Below are 25353 nucleotides of genomic sequence, written 5' to 3'. Positions count from 1 at the left end.
TTACGTATCGCCGGCGCCCGCAGCATCGCTCCCTCCCCCTTGCGGGGAGGGGTAGGGGTGGGGGTCGACAATCTCGGGCGTGAATGCGGCCGGGCCCCACCCGACCCGGCTTCGCCGGGCCACCCTCGCGAGGGGGAGGGATGGGGATCGCGACGCAGATTAGCGCGCGCCGTCACGTCCCCACCTCATCGGCAATCCGTAAAGCCTCGGCGAGCGTCATCTGCGAGCGCCGAGCGTAGGCGGGGTCCGGCTGTGGATAATCCGAGCGGAACTGCGCGCCGCGACTCTCGCGCCGCATCAGCGCCGAGGCGGAGATCATCAGCGCTGTGGTCAGCATATTCGAGACCTCGATGTCCCGCGCCCGGCTCGATAGCCGGCGGATCGCTTTGATCGCGCCGGAGAGCCCGGCCACGTCGCGGATGACGCCCACATTGGCGGACATGAGGTCGCGCAATTCCTCGATGATCGCAAAATCGCTTTCGCGCGCGGAAGCCTCGGCGCGCTCCGCGGCGACGCGCGAATCGATGTCCTGCAAAGGCGTCGCGCCGATGTCGGCCGCCACGCGCGCGCCGAAGACGACGGCCTCCAGGAGAGAATTGGAGGCGAGACGGTTCGCGCCATGCACGCCTGTCGAGGCGACTTCGCCGATCGCCCAGAGGCCGGAGACGCTGGTGCGGCCGCGCGCGTCGGTCCACACGCCGCCCATGTGGTAATGGGCCGCGGGCGCGATCGGGATGGGTTCGCGCACCGGGTCGATTCCCGCCGCCTTGCAGCTCGCGTAAACGGTCGGGAAACGAGCGGGGAATTCGGCGCCGACAGCGGCGCGGGCGTCGAGGAAGGCGCTGCGTCCCGCCTTGACGCTGGCGAAGACGCTGCGGGCGACGATGTCGCGCGGGCCCAGCTCTCCCGCCGGGTCGACGTCGAGCAGGAAGCGCCGCCCGTCCCGGTCGACGATGATGGCGCCTTCGCCGCGCAGCGCTTCGGTCGCGAGCGGGGCCGGGTCGGCGTTTATATCGATCGCGGTGGGGTGGAACTGCACGAATTCCGCGTCCGCGACGATGGCGCCGGCGCGCGCCGCCATGGCGAGGCCGACGCCGCGCGACTCCACGGGATTGGTGGTGAGCCGGTAGAGATGGCCGACGCCGCCGGTCGCGAGCACCAGCGCGGAGCAGGGGATGTCGCAGATGCGCCCCGACGCATGGCGCGCGCGCACGCCGACGACGCGACGGTCGCGGGTGATGATCTCCTGCGCGGAATAGCCGTCGACGACTGTGACCGAGGGGGTCTCGGCGATTTGCCTTTCCAGCGTCTCCATGATGGCGCGGCCGGCCCCGTCGCCCATGACGCGCACGACGCGGCGGCAGGAATGCGCGGCCTCGCGAGAGGGCGAGAAAGCGCCGCCACCCTTGCGATCGAAGGGCGCGCCCATGGCGGCGAGATCCTCGACGCGCGCGCGCGCCTCCTGCGCCATGCCGAGCGCCATTTCGGCGTCGACGATGCCGGCGCCCGCCGCAACCGTATCCTCGGCGTGTTGTTCGGGCGTGTCGCCGTCCTCGACCGCCGCCGCAATGCCGCCCTGCGCCCAATAGGAGGAGCCGCTCGAGCCGAGCGGCGTCGGCGCCAGAATGGCCACGGGATGCGGCGCGAGCTTCAGCGCGCAGAAAACCCCGGCGAGGCCGCCGCCGACGATGACGATGGGAGGAAGCTGTTTCGGCATAGGCTAATCGAGTGAGACGGCGGCGAGCCGTTCGAGCGCGGCGGCTTCGCGCGCCACGGCGGCGGCGGCGAGCGCACGGGCGCGCTCGGGCAGGGGTAAAGCAAGAGCTGCAGCATGGCCCTTGGGGGACATCTTGCAAAGGGTCTTGCCGAGAATATCGACGATCTTGTCGTCGGAGTAGCCGTCGTATTTGGCGAGGAACTCCTCGAAGTAATGTTCGAGGAAGACGACCGCCGCGACATTCTCAAGGGCCTGCGATTCCGGGTCTTTTTTCAATTGTTCCTTGCGGATCAGCGCGCCGACATGGGCGATCGCCGCTTCGTCGTAGCCGGCGGCGCGCATGATCCTGCCGGCGCGTTCGGCGTGATGGGCGCGGCACGTGCGTCGCCAGTCGTTGTAGCCCTTGCGCCCTTCGGGGTAATCGCCGCGCGCAATCTCCCAGCGGCGCAGATGCTGCGCGCGGGCGGCGATTTTCAAAAGGTCCGAGGCCTCGGGGTAGAGCGCGGCGAGACGCGCGCTCATGCGCTCCGCATACACCGTCTCGACGGCGCGGCCGTCGACTTTGCAGGGGTCTTCGGCGTTGGCGGCGTCGATGGCGGCGAGAACCGCGTCGAGAGAGGGCATGTGGTCTTCCCGTTGCGCCCCCTCCCCAACCCTCCCCCGCAAGCGGGAGAGGGAGCAGGTTGGGGCCTTCATCGACAGCGCCGATCGCGAGCGTCCCCTCTCCCACTTGCGGGGGAGGGACAGGGAGGGGCTTCACCCCAGGTCGATCATCCGTTGCACGCTTTGCCGCGCGCGGGCGGCCACGGCCGGATCTACCAAGACCTCCTCGCGGATGTCGAGCAGCGCGTCGAGAATCTTCGGCAGCGTGATCCGTTTCATATGCGGGCAGAAATTGCAGGGCCGCACGAATTGCGTGCCCGTCGTCTCCGCCGCGATATTATCCGCCATCGAGCATTCGGTGACGAGCAGCACGCGCGCCGGTTTTTTCGTGCGCACATAATCGATCATCGCCGCCGTGGAGCCAGAGAAGTCAGAGACCTCCACGACCTCGCGCGGGCACTCGGGATGGGCGATGACCTTGAGGCCCGGATGATCGGCCTTGAAGCCGAGGATTTCTTCGGCCGTGAAAAGCTCGTGCACTTCGCAGGCGCCGTTCCAGGCGATGATCTTCACCTTCGTCTGCGCGGCGACGTTCTGCGCCAGGAAACGGTCGGGAACCATGATGACGCGGTCGACGCCGAGGCTCTCCACCACCTTCACGGCGTTGGAGGAGGTGCAGCAGGTGTCGACCTCGGCCTTCACCTCGGCAGAGGTATTCACATAGGCGACCACCGGCACGCCCGGATATTTGCGCCGCAGCGCGCGAATGTCGGCGGCCGTGATCGAGGCGGCGAGCGAGCAGCCGGCTTCGGCGTCGGGGATCAGCACGGTCTTTTCGGGGTTCAGGATCTTCGACGTCTCGGCCATGAAATAGACGCCGCCCTGAACAATGACCTCGGCGTCGGATTTCGCCGCAAGCTTCGCGAGCTGCAGGCTGTCGCCGATATAGTCCGAGACGCAGTGGTAGATTTCCGGCGTCTGGTAATTATGAGCCAGAATCACCGCATTGCGCGTCTTCTTGATGTCATTGATCGCCTTTACGTAAGGCGCGTGAAACGGCCATTCGATCGCCGGAATCACCTTGGAGACGCGCTCATAGAGATGCGCCGTCGCCGCCTCGACCTCCGGGGTCCATTCCAGATTGGGGCGGGGAAGGATCGGAAAGCGGCCGTCGGGCCCCAGGCCCAGCGCGCGCGGACGGATCGTCGGCGCGGGCGCGAGGTCTCTCGTCAGTTCGGCGGTTTGGGACGTCATGGCTCGCTTGCCCCTCACAGTAGTCGACGTCTACGCGGCCTATATACTCAAAGTGAGTATAAGGTGGCCCTACAAAAACTCCGCGGCGAACCCCGCCCGGAGCGCTCATTCGCCAGAGCTTAATGATACTTGTCCGCACCCGCAACCCTAGCAATCCGACACATGTTCTCGCGGCGAGCATAAGTCAAGGCCAGACCCCGGAAAAGGAAACATTAACTCCTTTTCAGGCGCGCGCCCGGCACAGCTTTAACAATTGTCAACGTCTGCGGCGGAACATCCGATCGGATTCTCTCCCGGCATGACGCCGAGGGAAAAATGGGCCGCGGGATGGCATGATGTTTTTATCCGCATTTTCTGGCGCGCTGTCGCGCCTGCGCGCTTACTTTTTCGATTCCGACAGATCATGCCTCGCGCGTCTACGCCATTTTCTCGAGGGCGACCCGCTGGCTTTCGAGGCTTGTCCGCTCTCGCCTTCCGTTCGGGGGCGTTTCCGCGCCGAGCAACTCACCGATCTCGAACGGGGGACGCCGGTCATTTTGCTCGTTTCCTGTTTCAGCGCGCTGACCTTTTTGCTGCTGATGTGGGAAACCCCCGTCGCCGGGCAGGTCGAAGTCTGGACAGCGCTGGTATTTTGCCTTGCGGGAATCGTTTACGCCCGGCGGGTGAGCGCGCCGCAGCGTCACCGCAGCGCCGTTTCCGCGAATGGCGTGTGGCGGGCCACGGCGAATGCGTTTCTGCATGGCGCGCTATGGGGCGTTTTTCCGGCCTTTTTCTTCGCCGACTCGCCGCTGCCGCAGCAACTTGTCATCGTCGGATTTGTCTTGTCGACCTTGTTCGGCGGCGGTTTTGCGCTGTGTATGATCCCCGGCGCCTTGCTGGCCCATGTCGCGCCGATCTGGGCGGGCTTCGCCGTCGCGCTCTTGAGCAAGCACGATCCTGTGTTCGACGTTGTCGGCTTCGCCACGACGCTCTACAGCCTGGTGATGATCAACGGCGCGTTCAAACGCGCGGAGGCGGCGGCGCAGCGTTGCGCGGCCGAGGCGGCGGCGCAGGAAGGCGCCCTTCGCGACGAGCTGACCCTTTTGCCCAACCGGGTCGCTTTTCGTGAGGAGCTGGCGCGGTCCTTCGCGCGTTTGGCGCGCAAGGACGAACGCTTCGCGCTGATGTGCCTCGATCTCGACGGCTTCAAAAACGTCAACGACTCGATGGGACATGAGGCGGGCGACCTCGTTCTTGTCGAAGCCGCGCGTCGGTTGAAGGCGTCCACGCGCGAAAACGATCTTGTCGCGCGCCTCGGCGGCGACGAGTTCGCGCTCATTGCGGTCGATATTCGCAACGTCGAAGACGCGGTGACCATCGCGCGACGCATCCTGGCCAGCTTTCGCGCGCCATTCGAGGTCGAGGGACGCAGCCTGCAAATCTCCACCAGCATCGGCGTCGCCATCGCGCCGAGCGACGGCGTCGATCCGGAAAGCATCATGCGTAGCGCCGACAGCGCAATGTATGCGACGAAGCAGGCGGGCCGTTGCGGATATACGCTGTTTCGCGACCGATTCGGCTTCATCGCCGAGCGAAACACGCTCGGCGCCGAGCTCGACCGCGCCTTCGCCGAGCACGAGCTCTTCATGGTCTATCAGCCCTTCGTCGATTCGCAGAGCTGCGAAACAACGGGCTTCGAAGCGCTCTTGCGCTGGCGCCATCCGGTGCGCGGCGTGCTCAGCGCCGCGGAGATCGTGCCGCTCTTCGAGCGTGAAGGCCAGATCGAGCGGGTCGGCTCCTGGGCGCTGCGGGAAGCGACCGCCGCGGCGCAAGAATGGCCGTCGCATCTCAGGCTCGCGGTCAATGTTTCCGCGCTGCAATTGCGCAAACATGATTTCGAGGAGATTGTCCGCGAGGCGCTGAATAAGAGCGGCCTCGAGCCGGGCAGGCTGGAGCTCGAGCTCACCGAAACGGCGATGATCCTCGACGGCGAAAAAGCCTACGACATGCTCGCCAACCTGCGCCAGCTCGGCGTGAAGACGGCGCTCGATGATCTTGGAACAGGCTATTCCTCCCTGGCCAATCTCGTGGGCCTGCCGCTCGACAGGCTGAAAATCGACCGCTCTTTCGTGGCCAATCTGGAAACCAATCCGATGTGCGCCTCGGTGGTGAAGCTGACGATCGAGCTGGCGCGCTCCCTCTCGCTTTCGGTCACCGCCGAGGGCGTCGAAACCGCGCGTCAACTGAAAATGCTGAGCGAATTCGGCTGCCGCGAGGTTCAAGGCTATCTGTTCAGCGCGCCGCGCCCGGTGCGGCAGATCGGCGACCTATTCGGCGGCTTTCCGATCGTCGAAGAGGCGCGAGCGCCGACGTCCCAGCACGAGCCCGGACGCCTCGCTGCGGCGGGGTGAGCGCGCGGATATTTCGAGGGGTCGCGGCGGCGGTCAAACCCCGCTATAGACATGGCCATGCAGCCAGATGTCCCAACCGTTTTCCCGCGCCGCCATCTCCTTGGCATCGAAGGCCTGTCGAGGCCGACGATCGAAATGCTTCTCGATATGGCCGAGCAGGCGGTCGAAGTGTCGCGGCAGGTCGAGAAGAAGCGGTCGATCCTGCGCGGGCGCACGCAGATCAATCTCTTCTACGAAGCCTCGACGCGCACGCAGGCCTCCTTCGAGATCGCCGGCAAGCGCCTCGGCGCGGATGTGATGAACATGTCGGTGGCGCGCTCGTCGGAATCCAAAGGCGAGACGCTGCTCGATACGGCGATGACCCTCAACGCCATGCGCCCGGACATCATCGTGGTGCGGCATGCGCAGGCCGGCGCGGCGCATCTTCTGGCGCGAAAGGTCGACTGCTCGGTCGTCAACGCCGGCGACGGCGCGCACGAACACCCCACTCAGGCGCTGCTCGACGCGCTGACCATTCGCCGCAACAAGGGGCGCATCGAGGGGCTCATTGTCGCGATCTGCGGCGATATTCTCCATTCGCGCGTGGCGCGCTCGAATATTCTGCTGCTGTCGGCGCTCGGGGCGCGGCTCCGGGTGGTGGGGCCGTCAACGCTGGCCCCCGATAGCCTCTCTCGCCTCGGTGTCGAGGTCCATCACGACATGCGCAGCGGGCTGGACGGCGCGGACATCGTGATGATGCTGCGGCTGCAGCGCGAGCGCATGGCCGGCGCGCTCACGCCAAGCGCCCGGGAATATTATCATTTCTTCGGTCTCGACGAGGAAAAGCTCGCTTTTGCCGCGCCCGACGCGCTGGTCATGCACCCGGGCCCGATGAACCGGGGCGTCGAGATCGACTCCGCCGTCGCGGACAGCGGCCGCTCCTTGATCCGCGAGCAGGTCGAAATGGGCGTCGCCGTCCGAATGGCCGTTCTGGAGGCCCTCGCGCAGCACCTGCCCAATGTGTAAGATCGGCGGAAAAGAACCAAGAAGGGGCGAGAAATGCTCAAATTGATCCGCTTCATCGGATTAGTGTCTCAGTCGATCATGATCCAGTTCGCTCATGTGTTCGGCTTCGTCGCCTTCGCGGCGGCAGCGGCGATCGGCTATTTTCGGTTGCCGTCGTGGTCGGTGCCGATTCTCGCCGTCGTCTGCGGCGTCGTTTCAGACAAATTGCTCGATCAGGAGTCTGTCACCGGGCTTTTGGAGAAGGCGCATTCCGCCAATCAGCGCGGCGGCTTTCTGATCGTCGTGTATTTCGTAATCTGCGCGGTCGGCTATATCGTCGGCGCCTATGGGCGCCATTATCAGCGCAAGCGCGTCACGGCGGCGGCCGCGAAGGAGTGACCTTCTCCCAGCCGTCATTGCGAGCGAAGCGAAGCAATCCAGGGCCGCAACGCGGCTCTGGATTGCTTCGTCGCTTACGCTCCTTGCAATGACAGCGAGATTTGCGTCGCCTGTCGCGCTCAATTGTGAGCAATCGCCGTCAGCGATCCGCTGATGTTGACGCCGTTCCGGATGAAGCTGTTGTCGCCATAAGTGGAGGCGAAACCGCCTGAGACTTTGACGCCGGTCGGGTTTCCAACGGCAGTCGATTTCGTGAGATAGATGAAGCCGTTATTCGTGACCGAAAGACCGGTGGTCGCGTTCGCGGTCGCGTCGACCTGGTCGATTTCGACATAGGCGAGGCTCGTCGCGAGCACGCCGACCCCGTTGGCGTTCGCCTTCACCCGCGTCAGCGTTCCTGTCGGCTGCACATAGTTCATGTTCTGCGCGTTTGCGATATTGCCCTGCACGAGAACGCCAGTCCCGTTGTCGCGCACGAGCGTCTCGGCGACAGCGAAGAGGCCAGGGCCCGCCTGCGGGACGATGGCGAGGCCATTGCCCTTGAACCCCATGACCGTGCAATCCTGGATGGCGATGTTGCCGAAGCCCGTGGCGTTGACGCCATTGGTGGCGGTTCCACCCCCGTCGATGACGAGACCCTTGATGAGAATCGACGCCGTTGTCGGGGCTTGGACGGCGATTGCGTCGCCGGAGGAGACCGACACGCTGGCGTCGCCGACATTCGCATTGACGATCGACAGCGCATTCTTGATCACGACCGGCCCATAGGCGCCCGGATCGCGCACCAGAATCGCGCCGCCCACGGCCACGATGGCGTCGTGCATATATTGGAAGGTCTTACAGGGGCTCGTAAGGGCGCCGCAGCTCGCGCTGTCGGCGCCGAACTGCGCCGACGCCCAGGCGCGCGGGAGCGCGCCCGAGGCATGAGAAATGTTCGGGGCGAGACTCCCCGTAGCGAGGATCGCCGCAAAGAAAGCTGAAGATGATTTGCGCATAACCAACTCCTGACCGCGCAATTCCACTGCGCAATTCGCAATGGTAGCCAGGCGTCCGGAGAGTTCCGTGCGCCCGCTCACTTGGCGAACGCGAATGAAGGAGATGGTGGAGAGGGATCGCTCGAGTTTAGTCCGTCATTGCGAGCGGAGCGAAGCAATCCAGGGCTGTGATAGCTGTTCTGGATTGCTTCGTCGCTACGCTCTTCGCAATGACGGCGAGGCAGCCATGTTCGCTTACAGCCCCTCGAACAGCGCCGTGGAAAGATAGCGCTCGGCGAAGGAGGGGATGATCAGGACGATATTCTTGCCCTCGGCCTCCGGACGGCCGGCGATTTCCAGCGCCGCGGCCACGGCCGCGCCCGAGGAAATGCCCACCGGAATGCCCTCCACGCGCGCGAGCAGGCGCGCAGTGTCGAAGGCGGTCTGATTGCCGATGGTGACGATCTCGTCGATGACGCCGCGATCGAGGATCGGCGGCACAAAGCCGGCGCCGATGCCCTGAATCTTGTGCGGTCCCGGCGGGCGGCCGGAGAGCACCGCCGAATCTTCTGGCTCCACCGCCACCACGCGCAACGCCGGATTATGCTGCTTCAGCACCTGGCCGACGCCGGTGATCGTGCCGCCGGTGCCCACGCCCGAGACAAAATAATCGACGTGGCCCTGGGTGTCGTTCCAGATCTCCTGCGCCGTGGTGACGCGGTGAATCTCGGGGTTGGCGGGGTTTTCGAACTGCTGCGGAATAACGGCGCCGGGCGTTTCGGCGGCGAGCTCCGACGCCTTGGCGAGCGCGCCCTTCATCCCTTGGGCGGCAGGCGTCAGCACCAGCTCGGCGCCGAGCAATGCGAGCATCTTGCGCCGCTCGATCGACATCGATTCCGGCATGACGAGGATGAGCCGGTAGCCGCGCGCCGCCGCGACGAAGGCGAGCGCAATGCCCGTATTGCCGGAGGTCGGCTCAATGAGCACGGATTGGCCGGGCGTGATCTTGCCGCTCTTTTCCAGCGCGTCGATCATGGCGACGCCGATACGGTCCTTGACGCTGGCGATCGGATTGAAGAATTCGAGCTTGGCCAGAAGGTTGCCCTTCACGCCTTTTTCTTTCGCCAGTCGGTCGAGCCGTACGAGCGGCGTGTCGCCGATCGTCTGGGTGATGGAGTCGTAAATGCGGCCGCGGCCCGGCTTTGCGGGCGGCGTGAACGGCGTGTCTTTCGACATGTCTTGCTCCGGAACGAGTTTCAGATCGACAGCTTGGCCCCCACCGCCGCCATCATTGTCGCAAGCGCGGGCCTCAAATAGTGGTCGGGAACGCGAGCGGCCAGATGACTTCCCAGCCAGATGCCGGGCAGCGAGCCCACAAGCAGGGAGAACAGCAACAGCCAGTCGACGCCGCCCATCAGCCAATGCCCGAAGCCGGCGACCAGCGTCAATGGCACCGCGTGAGCAATATCGGAGCCAACGAGGCGCACCGTCGGCATGCGTGGGTAAAGGGCGAGCAGAACCGTCATGCCGACGGCGCCGGCGCCCACCGAGGAGACCGAGACCAGCACGCCGATGAACGCGCCGAGCACGATTGTCAGAAAGCGTGCGCGGCTGTCGGTCAGATTGTCGGTGTGGCGCGCAATGTAATTGAGGATCCAGCCGCGGAAGAGAATCGCCACGGCGGTCAGCAACAGGGCGACGCCGAGCGCCGATGTGATGAGGCCGTTCGCCGCATGGCCGGCCGTCTTGCCGAGCCAGGAGAGCAGGAGGAGCGACGCGATCGTCGTCGGAACAGAGCCACAGGCGAGCCGCCGCGTGATGCGCCAATCGACCGTATCGTTACGCGCATGGACGATCGTGCCGCCGCTCTTGGTGACGGCGGCGTAGAGTAGGTCCGTCCCCACCGCCGTCGTCGGCGCAATGCCGAAAAGCAGCACGAGGATCGGCGTCATCAAGGATCCGCCGCCGACGCCAGTGAGCCCGACGAGCGAGCCGACGACGAATCCTGACAGCGAATACAGAGGGTTGAAGGCATGGAGCGCATCGGCGACCGAGACCATTGGGATGGGCTCCTTTCTATTTCACATCCACATCCCGTGCAAATACGGGAGCCACTATCTTCTAATGTATATTGTCGGAAAAGTTTGTCGCGTCAAATGTCTACTGTTCTAGTTGAAAGCTAGAGTGACTGGAGGGAGGCCGTCAAGCTCTTATATGAAAGGCGTCGAATATGTGATTTAGTCGCGCCGCCGAGCGGGAGAATAGGGTAAGCCTCCCGACGCGGCGGGGGCCGCGCCTGGCGCGAAATCTGTGGTAAGCTGTCGAATGCTCACGAAAAAAGCAAAATACGGACTGAAGGCGATGTCCTATCTCGCTGGGATTGAGCCGGGCCAGACGGCCCTTGTCGCGGATATTGCCGCCAGCAATCAAATCCCCAAGAAATTTTTGGACGCCATCCTCAGCGAATTGCGCAACGCGGGCTTTGTCCATTCCAAGAAGGGGAAGGGCGGCGGCTATATGCTCGCCCGCCTGCCGGAGCAGATCGCCGTCGGCGACCTCGTGCGCGTTCTCGACGGGCCGCTCGCGCCGATTCAATGCGCCAGCAAGCGGCTTTATCGCAAATGCGACGACTGTCCGGACGAGTGTCGCTGCCCCGTCCGCCTGGTCATGCTCAAAGCGCGCGACGCCATCGCTCAGGTGCTCGACAACACCTCGCTCGCTCAAATGCGCGCGCTCGGAGAGGCGGGTTTGGCGCCGGCCGAAGGCAAAGCGGCGAAATCCGCGCCGGCTGCGGCCATGGACATGGCGTGAGGCTGAACCTATAAAGCCCGCGCCGGCTTTTCGCGCCGGGCGATCTTGCGAAATTAGAGGCCGGCCTGACGCCGGGAATTGAATGTCGGAAGCAGCGGTGGCGACGGTTCGTCGGGATGCGGAGCAGGGACAAGCGGCGGCTGCGTTGCGCCGCACGATGGTCGAGCGTCAGCTTCGTCCCTTCGATGTCACGGACGTGCCGCTCCTCGCGCGCTTCATCGAGATTCCCAGAGAGCTCTTCCTGCCTGCGAGCCAGGCGCCGCTGGCCTATTCGGACCTCGCCATCACGGTGAACGGCGCTGGCGGAAACAAGCGCACGCTGTTGCCGCCGCTCGTTCTCGCCCGCCTCCTGCAAGGGGGCGAACCCCGCCCGGGCGAGAGGGCGCTCGACATCGGCGGCGCCGGCTATTCGGCGGCGCTTCTTGCCGGCCTTGTCGGCGAGGTGGTCGCGCTCGAATCCGATCCGGAGCTCGCCGCGCGCGCCAAGGATGGCCTGTCGGCGCTCGGCGCCGCCAATGCGCGCATCGTGACGGGTCCGCATCAGCAGGGCTTCGCCGCCGCTGCGCCTTATGACGTCATCTTTGTCCATGGCGCGGTCGAGGCGGGTCTCGACACGCTCTTCGCCCAGTTGACGCCGAACGGCCGCCTTCTTGCGATCGTGACGCCGGAGACGGGCGCCGGGCAGCATGTTGTGCGGTTCGAGCGCCAGGACGGCCAGCTCGCCGGACGAATCTCATTGCTCAGCGCGAATGCGCCGGTTCTCGAGGGTTTTGCGAAAGCGCCGTCTTTCGTCTTCTGACGCGTCTACATTCAGCTTTTTCGCGTACCTTGCGTTCCTTGTGCCGCGTCTTGTGGAGAATCGCCTGCTGGGCAGGGCGTTCTCGCTGTCGTGCTTCTGGCGGAAGCCGGATTGTGATGAGGAGCGTTCGGTATGGATGTGGCGTCTAAACGGTCGCTGGGGCAGGGCCTTGCGACTGTTGCGCAGAGCGCCCTCATCGCGGCGGCGCTGATTTCGGCTTCGATCAGCGACGCACAGGCCGAATCGCTTCTCTCGGCGCTCGCGCGGGCTTACGCCGGAAATCCAGATCTCAATCAGAGCCGCGCGAATGTGCGCGTGCGCGACGAGGAGACGCCCAAGGCCGCCGCCGGCATGCGGCCCAAAGCGAACATCCAGGCCTCTGCCGGCCCCCAATACGGTAATCTGCGCATTCCCGGCGGGCGAAATACGACGACCGGCCAGCGGCAATATTTCGGCGACGAATTCGTCGGCTGGCCGCGCGGCGCCACGCTCAACATCACGCAGAATGTCTTCGACGGCGGACGCACAGCGAACTCAATGCGCCAGGCCGAGTCCGGCGTCTTCGCCGCGCGCGCCACGATGCGTCTCACCGAGCAGGCGATCCTGCAAAACGGCGCCACCGCTTATATGAACGTGCTGCGCGACACGGCGGTCGTCAATCTGCGCAAGAACAACATCTCCGTTCTCGAACAGCAGCTCAAGCAGACCCGCGACCGATTCGATGTCGGCGAGGTGACACGCACCGACGTAGCGCAGGCCGAAGCCTCGCTCGCCCAGGCGCGCTCCGATCTCTATGCCGCGCAAGCGCAGCTCAAGACGAGCATCGCCAACTATCATCAGCTCATCGGCAATGACCCGAGCCATCTCGAACCCGGCCGTTCGCTGGAGCCGCTCCTTCCCAAATCGCTGAACGAGGCCATCGCCATCGCGCTCGCTGAGCACCCGGGCGTCGTTTCGGCGCTGCATCAGGTCGATGCGGCGGAGCTCGCCGTGAAGGTCGCGGAGAGCGCGCTGTCGCCGACCCTGTCGGTCAATGCGCAGGTCTCGAACCAATATGATTCATTTCTGGGCTTTCCGGGATCGCGGCAGTTTTCGGCGGCGGCGACCGGCCAGTTGAACGTGCCGCTCTATCAGGGCGGCGCCGAATACGCCTCGATCCGCCAGGCCAAGGAGCAGCTCGGGCAGGCGCGCTTGAACGCCGACCTGCAACGCGACAGCGTGCGCGCCAGCGTGGTGTCGAGCTACGGATTGCTCGAGACGGCGAAGGCCTCCATCATCTCCCAGCAGGCGGCTGTGAAGGCGGCGGAGACGGCGCTTTCCGGCGTGCGCGAAGAGGCGAAGGTCGGTCAGCGCACGACGCTGGACGTGCTCAACGCCCAGCAGGCGTTGCTCAATGCGCGCGTGGGGCTGGTGATTTCGCAGCGTGATCGCGTGGTGGCGTCTTACGCCGCGCTCGGCTCCATTGGCCGTTTGTCGGCGCAGGAGATCAATCTCGACGTGGCGCTTTACGACCCTGGCGTCCATTACGAACAAGTCAAATTGAAGTGGATCGGAACGGACACGCCAGACGGGCGATGATCTGACATGGTGACAGCGTGACCCGAAAGGTGTGGAATTCGGTAACGCCGTGTTGATTCGGAGGCGGGCGAGGGTCACTGATTAATCGACCTTTGCGTCGTAAGACAAAACGCTAACCATTTCGAGAAAGCACTCCATGAGCGCAGCGAACGCTTCCGCCCCGTCGCCCTCAATCCATGAAGAGATGCGCGCGCACGAGCCGTCGATGGAGGAAATTCTCGCTTCCATCCGCCGCATCATCGCCGACGACGACACGCTTCCGGGCGCGCGGCGCGAGCGTGACGAGCGCCGCCGCCGCGACGCCGAGCGCGCCATCGCAGAGCAATCCGCCGCTCTCGTCCCGGAGGCTGTTGCGCCGGAAGCCGCCCTGCAGCCGGCGCCTGCCGCCGAAGAAGAGCCGCATCTCGCTTCCGCGGCCAAGATCAGATCGCTGCCGCTGCGTCTGAACCGCGCGCCGGAACCCGTCCAACTGGTCGAGGAGACGGACGCGCAAGAAGAAGTCGATTATCTCGAGGAGCCGGAGCTTTCCGAGCCGGTGGATTTCGCCCCCGAAGCCCCGACGGACGACGTCGACGACGACAGCGCCGACATCGTCGAATATGAAGCCGAAGACGCGCCGTTGGTCTCGGCCGAGGCCGCCTCCTCGGTCGCTTCGCAATTCCAGACGCTCGCGGCGAGCATGATCCTCAACGACAGCGGCCTCCTTCAGAAATACGCGCAGGAGATGCTGCGCCCGATGCTCAAACAATGGCTCGACGACAATCTTCCGGTCATCGTCGAGCGGCTGGTGCGCGCCGAGATCGAGCGCGTGGCGAGAGGCGGGCGCCGATAAAGCAGGCCCGGCTTTGACGGCCCGTTAACGATAACGATAGGAGTCGGCGCTAGCGTTTTGCTCATGCACCGACTCCGCCTGTTTCTTCGCTCGCTGATCTTGCCCGTCACGCTGTTTTGCACGGCCGGCGCGGTTGCGAGCTATTTTGTCTGGCATGGCGTCCACGGCCAGCGCGGTCTCAAGACCGGCGAAGAATATGAGCAGAAGCTCGCGCAGCTCCGCCTCGAACGCGACATGCTGAAGCTGCAGCGCATGCAATGGGAAGCCAGAATCGCGCTCATCAAGGGAGAGAATATCGACGCGGATATTCTCGACGAGGAAACGCGCAAGAGCCTCGGACGCGTGCACAAGAACGAGGTGGTGATATTGCTCCCGGAAGGCGAGACGCCGTAATCCGCTCATACCGCTTCCGTTTGAACAGCTCGCATCGGGCAATCCAGGGCGGCGATGCGGCCCTGGATTGCTTCGTCGGCTCCGCCTCCTCGCAATGACGGTGGCGACCGAACGGCGCGAGCGTCGGGAATGACGCTGGACCAATCAAGCGGATCTCATATCACCTGAGCGAATATCGTCCCGCGGGTCGCGGCGGGCCCTCGCTTTCGACCAATCCGCGCCCGACCAAATCCTCCAAATGCGCGAAGACATTCATGGCCGCGGCGCCGTGGAGTCGCTTGTCGACGCCCTCATAAAGGCGCGCGACCATCTGGGGGATGGTGTCGTCGCCCTCGGCCAGGCGTTGCAGGATCGCCGCCTCGCGGGCGTGGCGGTGGTGGACGAGGGCGCGCAGATAGCGGGCGGGATCGCGCACGGGCTCGCCATGGCCCGGCCAGAAAATGCGATCGTCGCGCAGCCGCAGATTTTCGAGCGATTCCATGTAGTCGGCCATGGAGCCGTCCGGCGGCGCCACCACCGTGGTCGACCACCCCATGATATGGTCGCCGGTGAAAAGCGCTTTCTCTTCCAGCAGGGCGAAGCAGAGGTGGTTGGCCGTATGGCCGGGCGTCTCCAATGTTTCGATCGTGGCGCCGAGAAGATTGAGGCGGTCGCCTTCTCTGAGAATGACATCGGGCGCATAGGCCGCGTCATGTGAGGCGTCGAGGCCGGGGCCGACAATGGCGATGTTCGGCGAGGGGGCATAGGGCGCGCAGCCGGCGATCGTCGCGCCAGTCGCTTCCTTCAAGGCGCGGGCCGCCGGCGAATGGTCGCGATGCGTGTGGGTGACGAGAATATATTTCAGCCGCTCTCCCTCGATCGCGGCGCGCAGCGCGGCGAGGTGGCGCGGATCGGCGGGACCGGGGTCGATAATGGCGACCTCGCCGCGCCCGACGATATAGCTGCAGGTTCCCTTATAGGTGAAGGGCCCGCCGTTCGGCGCGACGATGCGGCGCAGCAGCGGAGAGACGCGCTCGGCGGTATGTTGGACTGGCGCGTTCATCATCTTTCTCCCTGTACCGGGGTGAAAGATAGAAGTTTCGCGCCAGTCTTTCAAAAGGCGGATGCGAGCCGCCCGGCTCACATCGGGAAGAGGGCGCCTTCGCGCTGCAGCAGGCTTTCCATCATATAGCCCACCGTGCCGTTGTAATTGACCTGGCACCAGTTCGCCTGCCAGCCCGCATAGCAGGCGCCCTTATTGACTCTCGAACCGCCCGGCACCGCGCCGATAACCTTATATTTCATGCCCGGGCCCTTATAGAGATTGGCGAGCTCCGAGGTGACGACCGGCGCGATCTCGACATTATTGCCGGACGGCGCGAGCACGCCCGCCGCGATATAGCCGCTGATTTGCCCGAAGGAGACCTTGCACCAGTCGCGCTTCCAGCCGCCCCCGCATTGCAGGACCTGGACATCGGCGCCGGCCGGGATGGTGGCGATGACGGGCCATTTCGGGCTCGGGCCCGAGCGCACATTGACGGGGCTCGTGACGGGCGCGGCCGAGGCGGCGCTCGCCAGGAGCGGCAAAAAGATCGCAGTAAGAGCGAGGCTTTTGTTGAGTCGCATTCGAATACTCCCTTCGAAAAATCTGTTTTGGTTTCGGCCAAGCAGCCGAGTGATAATGCTTTTAATATGAAAAGGTTTCGCTTGCGTTTCAGTGGAAGTTGCGAGCTTTAGGCATCGCCTCGCCTTTCGAGACGCGCATCGCCTCCAGGAGGCGCAGATCGGCGGAGAGGTCGTCGACGCGCTGCGCGACGACATGGATGACGCCCGATTCCTTTTGCAGCCGCCCGGTGACGGCGACATAGCGGGCGCCGATGATCTCGGCGCGCTGGCGCTCCAGAAGCTTCGGCCAGACGATGATATTGGCTTGGCCCGTCTCATCCTCGATGGTCATGAAGACAACGCCCTTGGCCGTGCCCGGCCGCTGCCGCAGCAGCACCAGGCCCCCGACCGTGACCCGCCGCCCGTCGCCGTCGGGGAAGCGCGAGAGCGCCTCGCAGGGCAGGGCGCCGCGCGCCTCCAGCCGGGAGCGCAGGAAAGCCACGGGATGGCCTTTGAGCGAGAGGGAGAGGAAACGATAATCCTCGACGATCTCCTCTCCCGGCGGCATGGGCGGCAGATGGGCGTCGGGCTCCAGCGGCGTGAAAGAGAGCGCGCGCAGAAGCGGCAGATCGTCCTTGTCGCCGACGCGATTGAGCCCCGCCGCCGCCCAGAGCGCGTCGCGGCGCGAGAGACCGAGAGAGGCAAAGGCGTCGGCTTCGGCGAGGCGTTGGATCGCCGCCGGCGAGAGCTCCGCGCGCAGCCAGACGTCGCGAACGGAATCGTAGCCCTTGCCACGCCGCGCGACGAGACGGCGCATGTCTTCCTCCGCGACGCCCCTGATCTGGCGGAAGCCGAGGCGGATGGCGCGGTCGCCGATAATGTCGCCTTCCATATCGGCGTGGCGGGGGTGGAGAGACTTGGGGGAATGACGGACGCTGGGCGTGAGTTCATCCCTCCCCTTTACGGGGAGGGTGGCGCAGCGAAGCTGCGACGGGTGGGGTAAGGCCCCATCAGCGTCGTTGCGGCTCGAGCCCCACCCGGCGGCCTGCGGCCGTCGACCTCCCCGTAAAGGGGAGGTATTGGTCGCCATGCTCCCCGGATCCTCATTTGTCCCTTGGGATTCACCCGCCTCCAACGTCGCATCCCAATCCGACGCATTAATATCCACCTCGCGCACCTCGACCCCATGCTCCTTGGCGTCGCGCACGATCTGCGCGGGGGCGTAGAAGCCCATGGGCTGCGAATTCAGCAAAGCGCAGGCGAAGACGTCCGGGTAGCGGCATTTGAGCCAGGCCGAGGCGTAAACGAGCAGCGCGAAGGAAGCCGCATGGCTTTCCGGAAAACCGTAAGTGCCGAAGCCCTCGATCTGGCTGAAACAGCGCTCGGCAAACTCCCGCGCATAGCCCTTCTGCGTCATGCCGGAGATCATTTTGTCGCGGAAGCCGCCGATGAGGCCGGCGCGTTTGAAGGTCGCCATGGCGCGTCGAAGCTGATCGGCCTCCGAGGGCGTGAAGCCGGCCGCGACAATGGCGATGCGCATGGCCTGTTCCTGAAACAGCGGCACGCCATGGGTTTTGCCGAGCACCTGCTCGAGTTCCTTGGAAGGATAGGAGACCGCCTCCTTGCCCATGCGGCGGCGCAGATAGGGGTGCACCATGTCGCCCTGAATCGGGCCGGGGCGCACGATCGCGACCTCGATGACGAGGTCATAGAAGCAAGCGGGCCTGAGCCGCGGCAGCATGGACATTTGCGCGCGGCTTTCGATCTGGAAGACGCCCACCGTATCGGCGCGCGAGATCATGGCGTAGACGCGCGCATCTTCAGCGGGGATCGACGAGAGGCGATGCGCGATCCCGTAATGCTTCGCGAGAAGATCGAGCCCCTTGCGCAAGCAGGTGAGCATGCCGAGCGCCAGCACGTCGATCTTGAGCAGGCCCAGCGCGTCGAGATCGTCCTTGTCCCATTCGATCGTGCTGCGGCCCTCCATGGCGGCGGGCGCGACGGGGACGACTTCATCGAGCCGGTCGCGCGTGATGACGAAGCCGCCGGAATGTTGCGTCAGATGACGCGGAAAGCCTTCGATCTCCTCGGCGAGCGCCAGCGCCTTGGCGAAGCGCGGCTCGGATGCGTCGAGGCCGAGTTTCGTAATATCCTCTCCGCGCTTACCGCGCTCGCTGCCGCGCCCGAAGGCCGCCGACGACAGGCGGCCGACGAGATCATTCGACAGGCCGAAAGCCTTGCCGATCTCGCGAATGGCGCTCTTGCCGCGATAGGTGGTGACGGCGGCGGCGAGCCCCGCGCGCTCGCGGCCGAAGCGGCTGTAGATATATTGGATCACTTCCTCGCGCCGTCCGTGCTCGAAATCGACGTCGATGTCGGGCGGCTCGTTGCGCGCGGCGGAAACGAAGCGCTCGAAGAGCAGGTCGTGCTTCGTTGGATCGACTTCCGTGACGCCGAGACAAAAGCAGATCACGGAATTGGCCGCCGAACCGCGCCCCTGCGCGAGAATTCCCTGCGCGCGCGCGAAGCGCATGATGTCGTGCACGGTGAGGAAATAGGCGGCGTATTTCAACTCGGCGACGAGCCTCAACTCGCGTTCGAGCAATGCCGAGACATGATCGGGAACGCCTTGCGGATAGCGCGCCTTTGCGCCGTCGCGCGAGAGCGCTTCGAGCGCTTCCTGCTCGCTTGCAAAGCCCTCGCGCAATTCGCTGGGATATTCGTAAGCCAGATCGGTGAGGCGGAAGTCGAGCCTTTGCAGAAAGCGCGCGCTTTCGTCGACGGCGCCTGGCGCGTCAATGAAGAGCCGCGCCATTTCGGCGGCGCTTTTCAAATGCCGCTCTCCGTTGGCGACGAGGAGAAAACCAGCTTCGTCGAGCGTCGTCTTTTCGCGAATACAGGTCAGCGCGTCGGCGAGCGGGCGGCGTTCAACGACATGCATATGCGCATCATTCACCGCGACGAGCGGCAGGCCGAGCTTTTGCGCAAGCTCGATGCGGCCGAGAAGACGCGCGCGCGGGCGCGGGCCGAACAGGGCGGTCGCCGCCAGCCAGACGCGGCCCCGCGCCGCCTCCAACAGGGCGGGGGGCGGCGCGCCATTCTCCATGAGGATGAAGTGCTGGTCTTCGGCGAAGTCGAGAAGATCGGCGAGGAAAAGCGCACAGTCGCCCTTCTCGGTTCGCATATTGCCGCGCGTCAGCAGCCGGCACAGGCGCCCATAGGCGGCGCGGTCCTTGGGGTAGCAGAGAATATCCGGCGTCTCGTCGCGAAAGATGAGACGCGCGCCGACCGCAAGGCGAAAATCCCCAACGCTTTCCTGATGCGCGCGCAGATAGGAGAAGGCGCGCACCACGCCCGCGAGCGAGTTGCGGTCGGCGACGCCAATGCCGCAATGCCCGAGCGCCAGCGCCGTCGCCGCCATCTCTTCCGGATGCGACGCGCCGCGCAGGAAGGAGAAATTGGTGGTGGTCGCAAGCTCTGCGTAACGGGGCGGCGGCATGGCGCGGACGGAGGTTTTTGTTCTCCTAATGTTCTAGGCATTTTCTCCCGGCGTCAAGTGGCAGGACCGCGAGCCTTCAGGCTCGCATTTCCTCGAGCGAGCCTGAAGGCTCGCGGTCCATCGCCCGACAAAAAAGGCCCCGCCGCGGGAGCGAGGCCTCAAGTAGGCGATTACGCGCAGAAAACGATAAGTTATTTTTCGAGCAACACGCGCTCAAATGCTTACGCCTGAAAACGCCCTCCGACTGTTTTCAATCGAAGACCGAGCCAAGTCCCACGCCGACGACGCCGACCATGACGGCGATCGGGAGGACGGCGTAAGCGCCGAGCAGGATGGCGCCGATTGCGCCGCCAATTACGGCGCCGACCAGGCCGCCGGCAATCTTGCCCGTGTAGCTTTCTTTCTTTTCCGCCGAACCGGCGCCGGCGTTCCGCGTCGTCTCATTCGCCATGACATTCCCCCGATTGTTGGAATGGCGCGATTTCCGGGTGCCCAGAAAGCGCGCGATCGCACCGCATCGCCAGATTGCTAGCGGCGTCATGTGAGAGAGCCATGAGAGTTTTGTGGAGCTGCGATGATCGTTCGATGAATTGAACGTCACCTACTGGTCGCCGAAATTTCGCAGGGGCGCGTAAGCCGCGCGCGGTTCAGGCTGCTTCCGACAAGCTTAGCAAAACGGCCGGCGCTGGGCGCCGGCCGAAAATATTTTTAGCCGATTACTGCTGCGGCGCGGGCGCCTCGGCCGGCGTGTCGGCGGGAGCCGCTTTGGGCTTGGCCTTCGGCTTGGGCTTGGGCTTCGGCTTGGGTTTCGGCTTCGCCTCGGCTTTAGGAGCGGCTTCCGGCGCGGGCGCTTCGGCGGCGGCCGGCTCGCTGAGAAGCGGCGCGGCGGCAGGCGCGGGGGTAAAGGTCTCGGCAGCGGCGGGAGCGGGCTGCGGCTCCTGCGGCGCGGGCGCCTCGACGGCCGCCGGCGTCTCGGCGGGGGCGGACTCGGCCGCGGGGGCGGTCGAAACGTCCGGCTCCTTCGGCGCTTCCTCCGCCGCGGCGGGCTCCGCGGGGGCCGTTCCAGCAGGCGCCTCTTCGGTCTTCGGCGCCGTCAATTTCTCGATCGCCGCCCTCAGAGAGGCGACGCCCTCGCTCGGCGCCGCATAGACGCCGAGGCCGAAGCCGATCGCGCCTGCGACGAGAGCCGTCACAATGGTCGATAAAACACGCGCCATTCGATGCGTTCCTCCCAAAAAATCGCTGTGCTCATGCTGCCGTGTCAAGCAGCCTCACAGATACGTGTATTGGAGGATCGTAGCAATTCTGAGACTTTGTTTGTGGACGCCAAGCGGTTTCAGGCCCTTGCCGCCGCCAGCCGACGAGTGGCCTTTCACCCTGGATTTTCATGGCTTTCGTCGAACGCGGGCGCCGTGCCCGGCGGGCGGCGCCGTTGGCGTCTCAAACGCCCTGCGCGCTTTTTCCGATCGGCCAAAAGCGCCTCCGGGCGCGAATCGGCCCCTTTTTGACGCCGTGGCGGCCATGCGCGACACTCGCTCGTTCATCGCCGCTAGAGCGCATTCCGCAAAAGTTGGTAGACTCTTGCGAAAAGAATGCGCTCCAGCTTTTGAATCTGGGCGTTAGGGAGGAATGACGAGATGAGGAAAGGATACGCCGGCCTGTCAATGGCCGTTGGTGCGACGATCTTTATCGGACTGGGCGCCGCGCAGGCGCAGAACGCCGCACAGCTCGTCGCCATGGAGAGCAAATTCGCCGCCGCCGATAAGGACGGCGACGGCAAGCTCACCGCTGAAGAGGCCAAGGCCGGCATGCCGCGCGTTTCGGCAAATTTCGAGAAGATCGACAAGGGTCGCAAAGGCTTCGTGACCGTCGAGGACATCAAGGACGCGATGGCGGTCATGATGGGCAAGTAGACGCATGGGCAAATAGACGCGCGGCGATCGGCGCGCCGTCACTTTATTCGCGGAAATACGCCGGCCCCGTTGCGCGCTGCTTCGGGGCCTGTTTGCGGAACTTCCCAGGGCAAGGCCGATGGCGCCCTCGCGCTCGTCGCAAGACCGGGGTATCGAATCCCACAGCATTCGATCGAGCATGATTGCTGCGCCACTTCCAGGCGTTTGCTATGGCTCGACGCTACGCCATCACCCGCTTTGTAGGCAATCGGCTAGCTTTCGCCAGCGGCGCTGCTGGCGGACCTGCGCATCGCGCCAAGCGATATTCGTATCAGCGCACACTATCGATTGCAGATAAAGCGCCTGCTCGCCGCTGTGTCGAAGCAACTCAGCCGACGCTTGATGCCAAATCTGTCCTACTTTGATGCGCCGCCTTCAGACAGTAGCGTTAGGCGATGCGCTCGACCCTCGCGCCTTTTTTTGTCTCGGTGATCTCGAAGCGCATTTTATTGCGAGAGCCGTACATTTTGGCCGCGTTGCGCACGCGCTCGAATGGAACGCCGAGATAAATGAACGCATCGCCGCGGCGATACTCGTTGAAGCCGTAAAGATAAGACGACCGCTTGTTTGTCACTCTAGCCACTCGTTTCTCCTCTTCCTGTGTAAGCTCGAACCGGAAGACGCCCCGGCGTCTCGCCCCGCTCCGGCGCTTCCAAGCCAAATATCGGCCATGCAGCCAAAGATAAGTATCCGATTGGTTATTAAAAGATGCTCAAGAGCGGGCAGTCGATTCTCCGCCCGTCCGACTGTCACCGCGTTCGGTTCTGACCAGTTTTTTGACTTTTGCTTCTTGGTTCTTTTTGCCTTTTGGGCGTCGCGTCATTGCGCGCCTTGCCCTCAGAGGAACCGCTCAATCTCTCGACACGAATATTGTCGCCGCCAGGGCGGCGCATGTTCGCGGCGAATTGCGCCGCGGCGCGCGACGAGATTTCGACTTTCGTCTCATGGTCGAAAATACGAATGACGCCAATATCCTGCCTTGCAACGTCGCCTTTCCGGCAGAGCATCGGCAACAGCCATTTCGGATCGGCGTTCTTCTTGCGGCCGATATCGAGGCGGAACCACACGCCGGGTTCGGACAGGCTGACGGAAGGCGGGCGTTTGCGCGCCTCTTCACACATTTGAGTGGCGGAGAGACGCGGCTTGCGTGTGTCGCGGCGGGCAGGCTCCTCCCCGGGATCCACGACTTCCTCGATCGACGGAAGACGCGAGCGGTAGAGCCGGGCCAGCGCTGCGCCGATCTGCTCCGGCGTTCGTTCCGCCAGAAGCAATGCCGCTACGCGAAAGTCGTCTTCCGTTGGAGTTTCCGTCAGAAGCGGATCCTTCAGCATCCGGTCCTGGTCCAAATCCAGGATTTGCTGGGCGGTTGGCGGCCCGCTCCAATGCGCTCCCACGCCCGCGTCCGCCAGTAGCCGCTCGGCGCGCCGGCGCCGCGCGGCGGGGATGAGCAGGGCGCTGACGCCCTTGCGGCCGGCGCGGCCGGTGCGCCCGCTGCGATGTTGCAGGGCTTCGACGTCGTGCGGAAGGTCTGCGTGGATCACCAAATCCAGATTCGGCAGGTCGATGCCGCGCGCCGCCACATCCGTGGCGACACAGACGCGCGCCCGCCCGTCGCGTAGCGCCTGCATCGAGTGGTTTCGCTCGTGCTGGCTGAGTTCGCCCGACAAGAGCGCCGCTGAAAACCCGCGCTCGAGCAAGGTTGCGTGTAAATGCCTGACCGACTCGCGCGTGTTGCAAAAGACGATCGCGGTCGGCGCCTCAAAGTAGCGCAAGAGATTGACGGTCACGAGTTCCGTCTCGTGGGGCGCCACGCGGATCGCCCTGTATTCGATGTCGGAGTGGCCGCGCGAACCGCCGGCGACGTCGATCCGCTGCGCGTCGCGCTGATAGCGCCGGGCGAGGGCGGCAATGCCTTTCGGCATGGTGGCCGAGAACATCAAGGTGCGTCGCTCGACAGGCGACGCTTCCAGTATGAACTCGAGGTCCTCGCGAAATCCGAGGTCGAGCATTTCATCGGCTTCGTCGAGTACGACCGCCTTGAGCATCGACGCATTCAATCCGCCGCGCTCGATGTGATCGCGCAGACGTCCCGGCGTCCCGACGACGATATGGGCGCCCTCCGACAGCTTGCGTCTTTCGAGGCGCGCATCCATGCCGCCGACGCAAGCGACGATGCGCGCGGCCGCGTATTTATAAAGCCAGCCCAATTCGCGCTCGACCTGAAGCGCAAGCTCGCGGGTCGGCGCGACAATCAGCGCGATGGGCGCGCGCGCGTCGGCGATCTGCCCGGTGTCGCCGAGAATCGTCGGCGCGATGGCCAGTCCATAAGCGACCGTCTTGCCCGAGCCGGTCTGCGCCGAAACGAGCATATCGCCGGCGCGCGCCTGTGCCAGGACCGCGGCCTGAACGGGCGTGGCCGCTGTGTAGTTGCGCTCTTCGAGCGCACGGGCGAGCGCGGGGCTCGCGTCGAAGAAAGTCATTGCGTGAGGGGCCTGGAAAGTTGAGTGTCTCGCCGACAGGGCGCTTCTGTCGTGCGCGGATAGGGGCGAATCACCGTCAGTCTGCGGTGACAAGAGCGTCAGGGGCGCGGAAAACCAGGAAATTGCGGCGCAGCCGCATGCTGGTCAAGGCCATTTTAGGCTTTGCCCTGTTGGAGCACGCTTTAATCTTTCGCGCAACCGCCGTCTTTGCACGCTCAGGGCTCCGATCCAGATTAACAAACCCTACACAAGCCGCGTCATGCCCGCGCTTGTCGCGGGCATCCACGCCAGGACATGACGACACGCGGGGAGAAGAAGCGGCGTTGCTCCCGCTCATGTTCGCAGCTTTCTGCGTCGGCGCGGCGTGGATGGCCGCGACAAGCGCGGCCATGACGGGGTTCGCCGCCATTCCTGATCGCTCGCGGGCGAGCGATCGAATCCAGAGCAAACCAGCGCTTTTGTGGCTCTGGTTTCCCGGTCGGGCTGCCCGCCCGGAATGGAAGTTGTATGAAAATGCGGTCATAGGCGCCGATTGGCCCAAAATGAGCGGGCACCGGGAAAACGCCGCCAATTATCCCGGTTAGACGCTGTTAGACTGGCGCTCGCCGGCGCAGTACCATACAGGAGAGGGGACAGGGTCGTTCGGCGGTCGAACGTGAAGTCCCCACCCTGAGATCTTCCCGATATCCGAGTTCTCGCAGCTTTCGCTTCGATGCCGGAGCATCGGGGCGCGTCATGTGGCGTCTCAGTAAGGGGGGCCGTCCCTCACTTTCAGATCGGAGAACTCGTGCAGGTTCTGGTTCGCGACAACAATGTCGATCAAGCGCTTCGTGTGCTCAAGAAGAAGTTGCAGCGCGAAGGCGTGTTTCGGGAAATGAAGCTGCGCCGCGCTTACGAAAAGCCTTCGGAGAAGCGCGCGAGAGAGAAGGCGGAAGCCGTTCGCCGCTCCCGCAAGCTTGCCCGCAAGCAGGCGCAGCGCGAGGGGCTCCTGCCGGCGCCCAAGAGCAAGGCCCGCCCCACGAAGCCGCGTCCGGCGGCGCCTGCGCCCGCAGCCCAGGCCAATTGACGCTCACGCCGGCCACGGTCGTGGCCGGCTGCTAGCGC

General features: G+C 64.6%; 24 protein-coding genes. 10 read left to right on the top strand and 14 right to left on the bottom strand.

The annotated features are described in order from the left end of the window. Nucleotides 1-172: 172 nt before the first annotated feature. The 3 genes from QNA11_RS05540 to nadA all read right to left on the bottom strand — a co-directional run bounded on the left by QNA11_RS05540 (nucleotide 173) and on the right by nadA (nucleotide 3574). Entirely contained in the window at nucleotides 173-1717 is a 1545-nt protein-coding gene (locus tag QNA11_RS05540) for an L-aspartate oxidase (protein ID WP_283482253.1), read from the bottom strand. Nucleotides 1718-1720: 3 nt separating this feature from the next. Then, nucleotides 1721-2341 carry a DUF4202 domain-containing protein gene (locus QNA11_RS05535; protein ID WP_283482252.1) on the bottom strand — a complete coding sequence of 207 codons (621 nt, stop codon included), beginning with the start codon at nucleotides 2339-2341 and terminating at the stop codon, nucleotides 1721-1723. A gap of 132 nt (nucleotides 2342-2473) precedes the next feature. After that, on the bottom strand, nucleotides 2474-3574 hold the full coding sequence (gene nadA, locus QNA11_RS05530; RefSeq protein WP_283482251.1) for a quinolinate synthase NadA: 1101 nt from the start codon (nucleotides 3572-3574) through the stop codon (nucleotides 2474-2476). A 332-nt stretch (nucleotides 3575-3906) separates the two neighbouring features. Here nadA and QNA11_RS05525 point away from each other — a divergent pair, with 332 nt between their 5' ends. The 3 genes from QNA11_RS05525 to QNA11_RS05515 are packed head-to-tail and all read left to right on the top strand — an operon-like array spanning nucleotide 3907 to nucleotide 7347. Further along, entirely contained in the window at nucleotides 3907-5964 is a 2058-nt protein-coding gene (locus tag QNA11_RS05525; protein WP_283482250.1) for a putative bifunctional diguanylate cyclase/phosphodiesterase, read from the top strand. Between the two features lie 57 nt (nucleotides 5965-6021). Further along, nucleotides 6022-6969 carry an aspartate carbamoyltransferase catalytic subunit gene (locus QNA11_RS05520; protein ID WP_281927483.1) on the top strand — a complete coding sequence of 316 codons (948 nt, stop codon included), beginning with the start codon at nucleotides 6022-6024 and terminating at the stop codon, nucleotides 6967-6969. Nucleotides 6970-7002: 33 nt separating this feature from the next. Beyond that, on the top strand, nucleotides 7003-7347 hold the full coding sequence (locus QNA11_RS05515; protein WP_202071622.1) for a hypothetical protein: 345 nt from the start codon (nucleotides 7003-7005) through the stop codon (nucleotides 7345-7347). A 119-nt stretch (nucleotides 7348-7466) separates the two neighbouring features. Here the strand turns inward: QNA11_RS05515 and QNA11_RS05510 are convergent, their stop codons facing one another. The 3 genes from QNA11_RS05510 to QNA11_RS05500 form a co-directional block, all read right to left on the bottom strand. Continuing rightward, nucleotides 7467-8342, bottom strand: coding sequence for a hypothetical protein (locus QNA11_RS05510; protein WP_283482249.1), 876 nt, complete (start codon nucleotides 8340-8342; stop codon nucleotides 7467-7469). 234 nt (nucleotides 8343-8576) lie between these two features. Next, nucleotides 8577-9557: a cysteine synthase A gene (cysK, locus tag QNA11_RS05505; RefSeq protein ID WP_202071624.1), complete on the bottom strand. Its 981-nt coding sequence runs from the start codon at nucleotides 9555-9557 to the stop codon at nucleotides 8577-8579. A 20-nt stretch (nucleotides 9558-9577) separates the two neighbouring features. After that, a complete protein-coding gene (locus tag QNA11_RS05500; RefSeq protein WP_202071625.1) occupies nucleotides 9578-10381 on the bottom strand; it encodes a sulfite exporter TauE/SafE family protein in 804 nt (267 codons plus the stop codon). A gap of 265 nt (nucleotides 10382-10646) precedes the next feature. On the opposite strand from QNA11_RS05500, the gene QNA11_RS05495 reads away from it, so the two are divergent. From QNA11_RS05495 to QNA11_RS05475, 5 genes are all read left to right on the top strand, one after another. Beyond that, nucleotides 10647-11132, top strand: a complete 486-nt coding sequence (locus QNA11_RS05495) for an RrF2 family transcriptional regulator (RefSeq protein ID WP_202071626.1) — start codon at nucleotides 10647-10649, stop codon at nucleotides 11130-11132. 82 nt (nucleotides 11133-11214) lie between these two features. Beyond that, nucleotides 11215-11931: a protein-L-isoaspartate O-methyltransferase family protein gene (locus QNA11_RS05490; protein ID WP_283482248.1), complete on the top strand. Its 717-nt coding sequence runs from the start codon at nucleotides 11215-11217 to the stop codon at nucleotides 11929-11931. Between the two features lie 132 nt (nucleotides 11932-12063). Continuing rightward, a complete protein-coding gene (locus QNA11_RS05485) occupies nucleotides 12064-13509 on the top strand; it encodes a TolC family outer membrane protein (protein WP_283482247.1) in 1446 nt (481 codons plus the stop codon). A gap of 136 nt (nucleotides 13510-13645) precedes the next feature. Continuing rightward, nucleotides 13646-14341 carry a PopZ family protein gene (locus QNA11_RS05480; RefSeq protein ID WP_283482246.1) on the top strand — a complete coding sequence of 232 codons (696 nt, stop codon included), beginning with the start codon at nucleotides 13646-13648 and terminating at the stop codon, nucleotides 14339-14341. A gap of 63 nt (nucleotides 14342-14404) precedes the next feature. Then, nucleotides 14405-14734 carry a septum formation initiator family protein gene (locus tag QNA11_RS05475; RefSeq protein WP_283482245.1) on the top strand — a complete coding sequence of 110 codons (330 nt, stop codon included), beginning with the start codon at nucleotides 14405-14407 and terminating at the stop codon, nucleotides 14732-14734. Nucleotides 14735-14894: 160 nt separating this feature from the next. Here QNA11_RS05475 and QNA11_RS05470 read toward each other — a convergent pair whose 3' ends face one another. From QNA11_RS05470 to QNA11_RS05450, 5 genes are all read right to left on the bottom strand, one after another. Continuing rightward, nucleotides 14895-15776: an MBL fold metallo-hydrolase gene (locus QNA11_RS05470; RefSeq protein ID WP_283482244.1), complete on the bottom strand. Its 882-nt coding sequence runs from the start codon at nucleotides 15774-15776 to the stop codon at nucleotides 14895-14897. Nucleotides 15777-15853: 77 nt separating this feature from the next. After that, entirely contained in the window at nucleotides 15854-16339 is a 486-nt protein-coding gene (locus tag QNA11_RS05465) for an SH3 domain-containing protein (protein ID WP_202071632.1), read from the bottom strand. Nucleotides 16340-16427: 88 nt separating this feature from the next. Next, a complete protein-coding gene (locus QNA11_RS05460; RefSeq protein ID WP_283482243.1) occupies nucleotides 16428-19817 on the bottom strand; it encodes an error-prone DNA polymerase in 3390 nt (1129 codons plus the stop codon). A 250-nt stretch (nucleotides 19818-20067) separates the two neighbouring features. Continuing rightward, nucleotides 20068-20268 carry a hypothetical protein gene (locus QNA11_RS05455; RefSeq protein WP_281927502.1) on the bottom strand — a complete coding sequence of 67 codons (201 nt, stop codon included), beginning with the start codon at nucleotides 20266-20268 and terminating at the stop codon, nucleotides 20068-20070. 265 nt (nucleotides 20269-20533) lie between these two features. Beyond that, nucleotides 20534-21034, bottom strand: a complete 501-nt coding sequence (locus QNA11_RS05450; RefSeq protein WP_283482242.1) for a hypothetical protein — start codon at nucleotides 21032-21034, stop codon at nucleotides 20534-20536. Between the two features lie 420 nt (nucleotides 21035-21454). On the opposite strand from QNA11_RS05450, the gene QNA11_RS05445 reads away from it, so the two are divergent. Further along, nucleotides 21455-21730 carry an EF-hand domain-containing protein gene (locus QNA11_RS05445; RefSeq protein ID WP_283482241.1) on the top strand — a complete coding sequence of 92 codons (276 nt, stop codon included), beginning with the start codon at nucleotides 21455-21457 and terminating at the stop codon, nucleotides 21728-21730. Between the two features lie 427 nt (nucleotides 21731-22157). Here QNA11_RS05445 and QNA11_RS05440 read toward each other — a convergent pair whose 3' ends face one another. The 3 genes from QNA11_RS05440 to QNA11_RS05430 form a co-directional block, all read right to left on the bottom strand. Then, the gene (locus QNA11_RS05440) at nucleotides 22158-22352 is read right to left on the bottom strand and encodes a hypothetical protein (protein WP_202071638.1); all 195 of its coding nucleotides are present in this window, start codon (nucleotides 22350-22352) and stop codon (nucleotides 22158-22160) included. Between the two features lie 166 nt (nucleotides 22353-22518). Then, nucleotides 22519-24249, bottom strand: a complete 1731-nt coding sequence (locus QNA11_RS05435; protein WP_283482240.1) for a DEAD/DEAH box helicase — start codon at nucleotides 24247-24249, stop codon at nucleotides 22519-22521. Between the two features lie 76 nt (nucleotides 24250-24325). Further along, nucleotides 24326-24658, bottom strand: a complete 333-nt coding sequence (locus QNA11_RS05430) for a hypothetical protein (RefSeq protein ID WP_283482239.1) — start codon at nucleotides 24656-24658, stop codon at nucleotides 24326-24328. 378 nt (nucleotides 24659-25036) lie between these two features. Between QNA11_RS05430 and rpsU the strand changes: the two genes are divergently transcribed. Next, nucleotides 25037-25315 (top strand): 30S ribosomal protein S21, encoded by a 279-nt coding sequence (gene rpsU, locus QNA11_RS05425; protein WP_281927510.1) that lies wholly within the window; start codon nucleotides 25037-25039, stop codon nucleotides 25313-25315. Nucleotides 25316-25353: the final 38 nt, after the last annotated feature.

The sequence above is a fragment of the Methylocystis sp. JR02 genome (assembly GCF_030063565.1).
Classification (GTDB): Bacteria; Pseudomonadota; Alphaproteobacteria; order Rhizobiales; family Beijerinckiaceae; genus Methylocystis; species Methylocystis iwaonis.
Note: the sequence above shows the minus strand (reverse complement) of the source record. Positions and strands in the feature narration are given on the sequence as shown.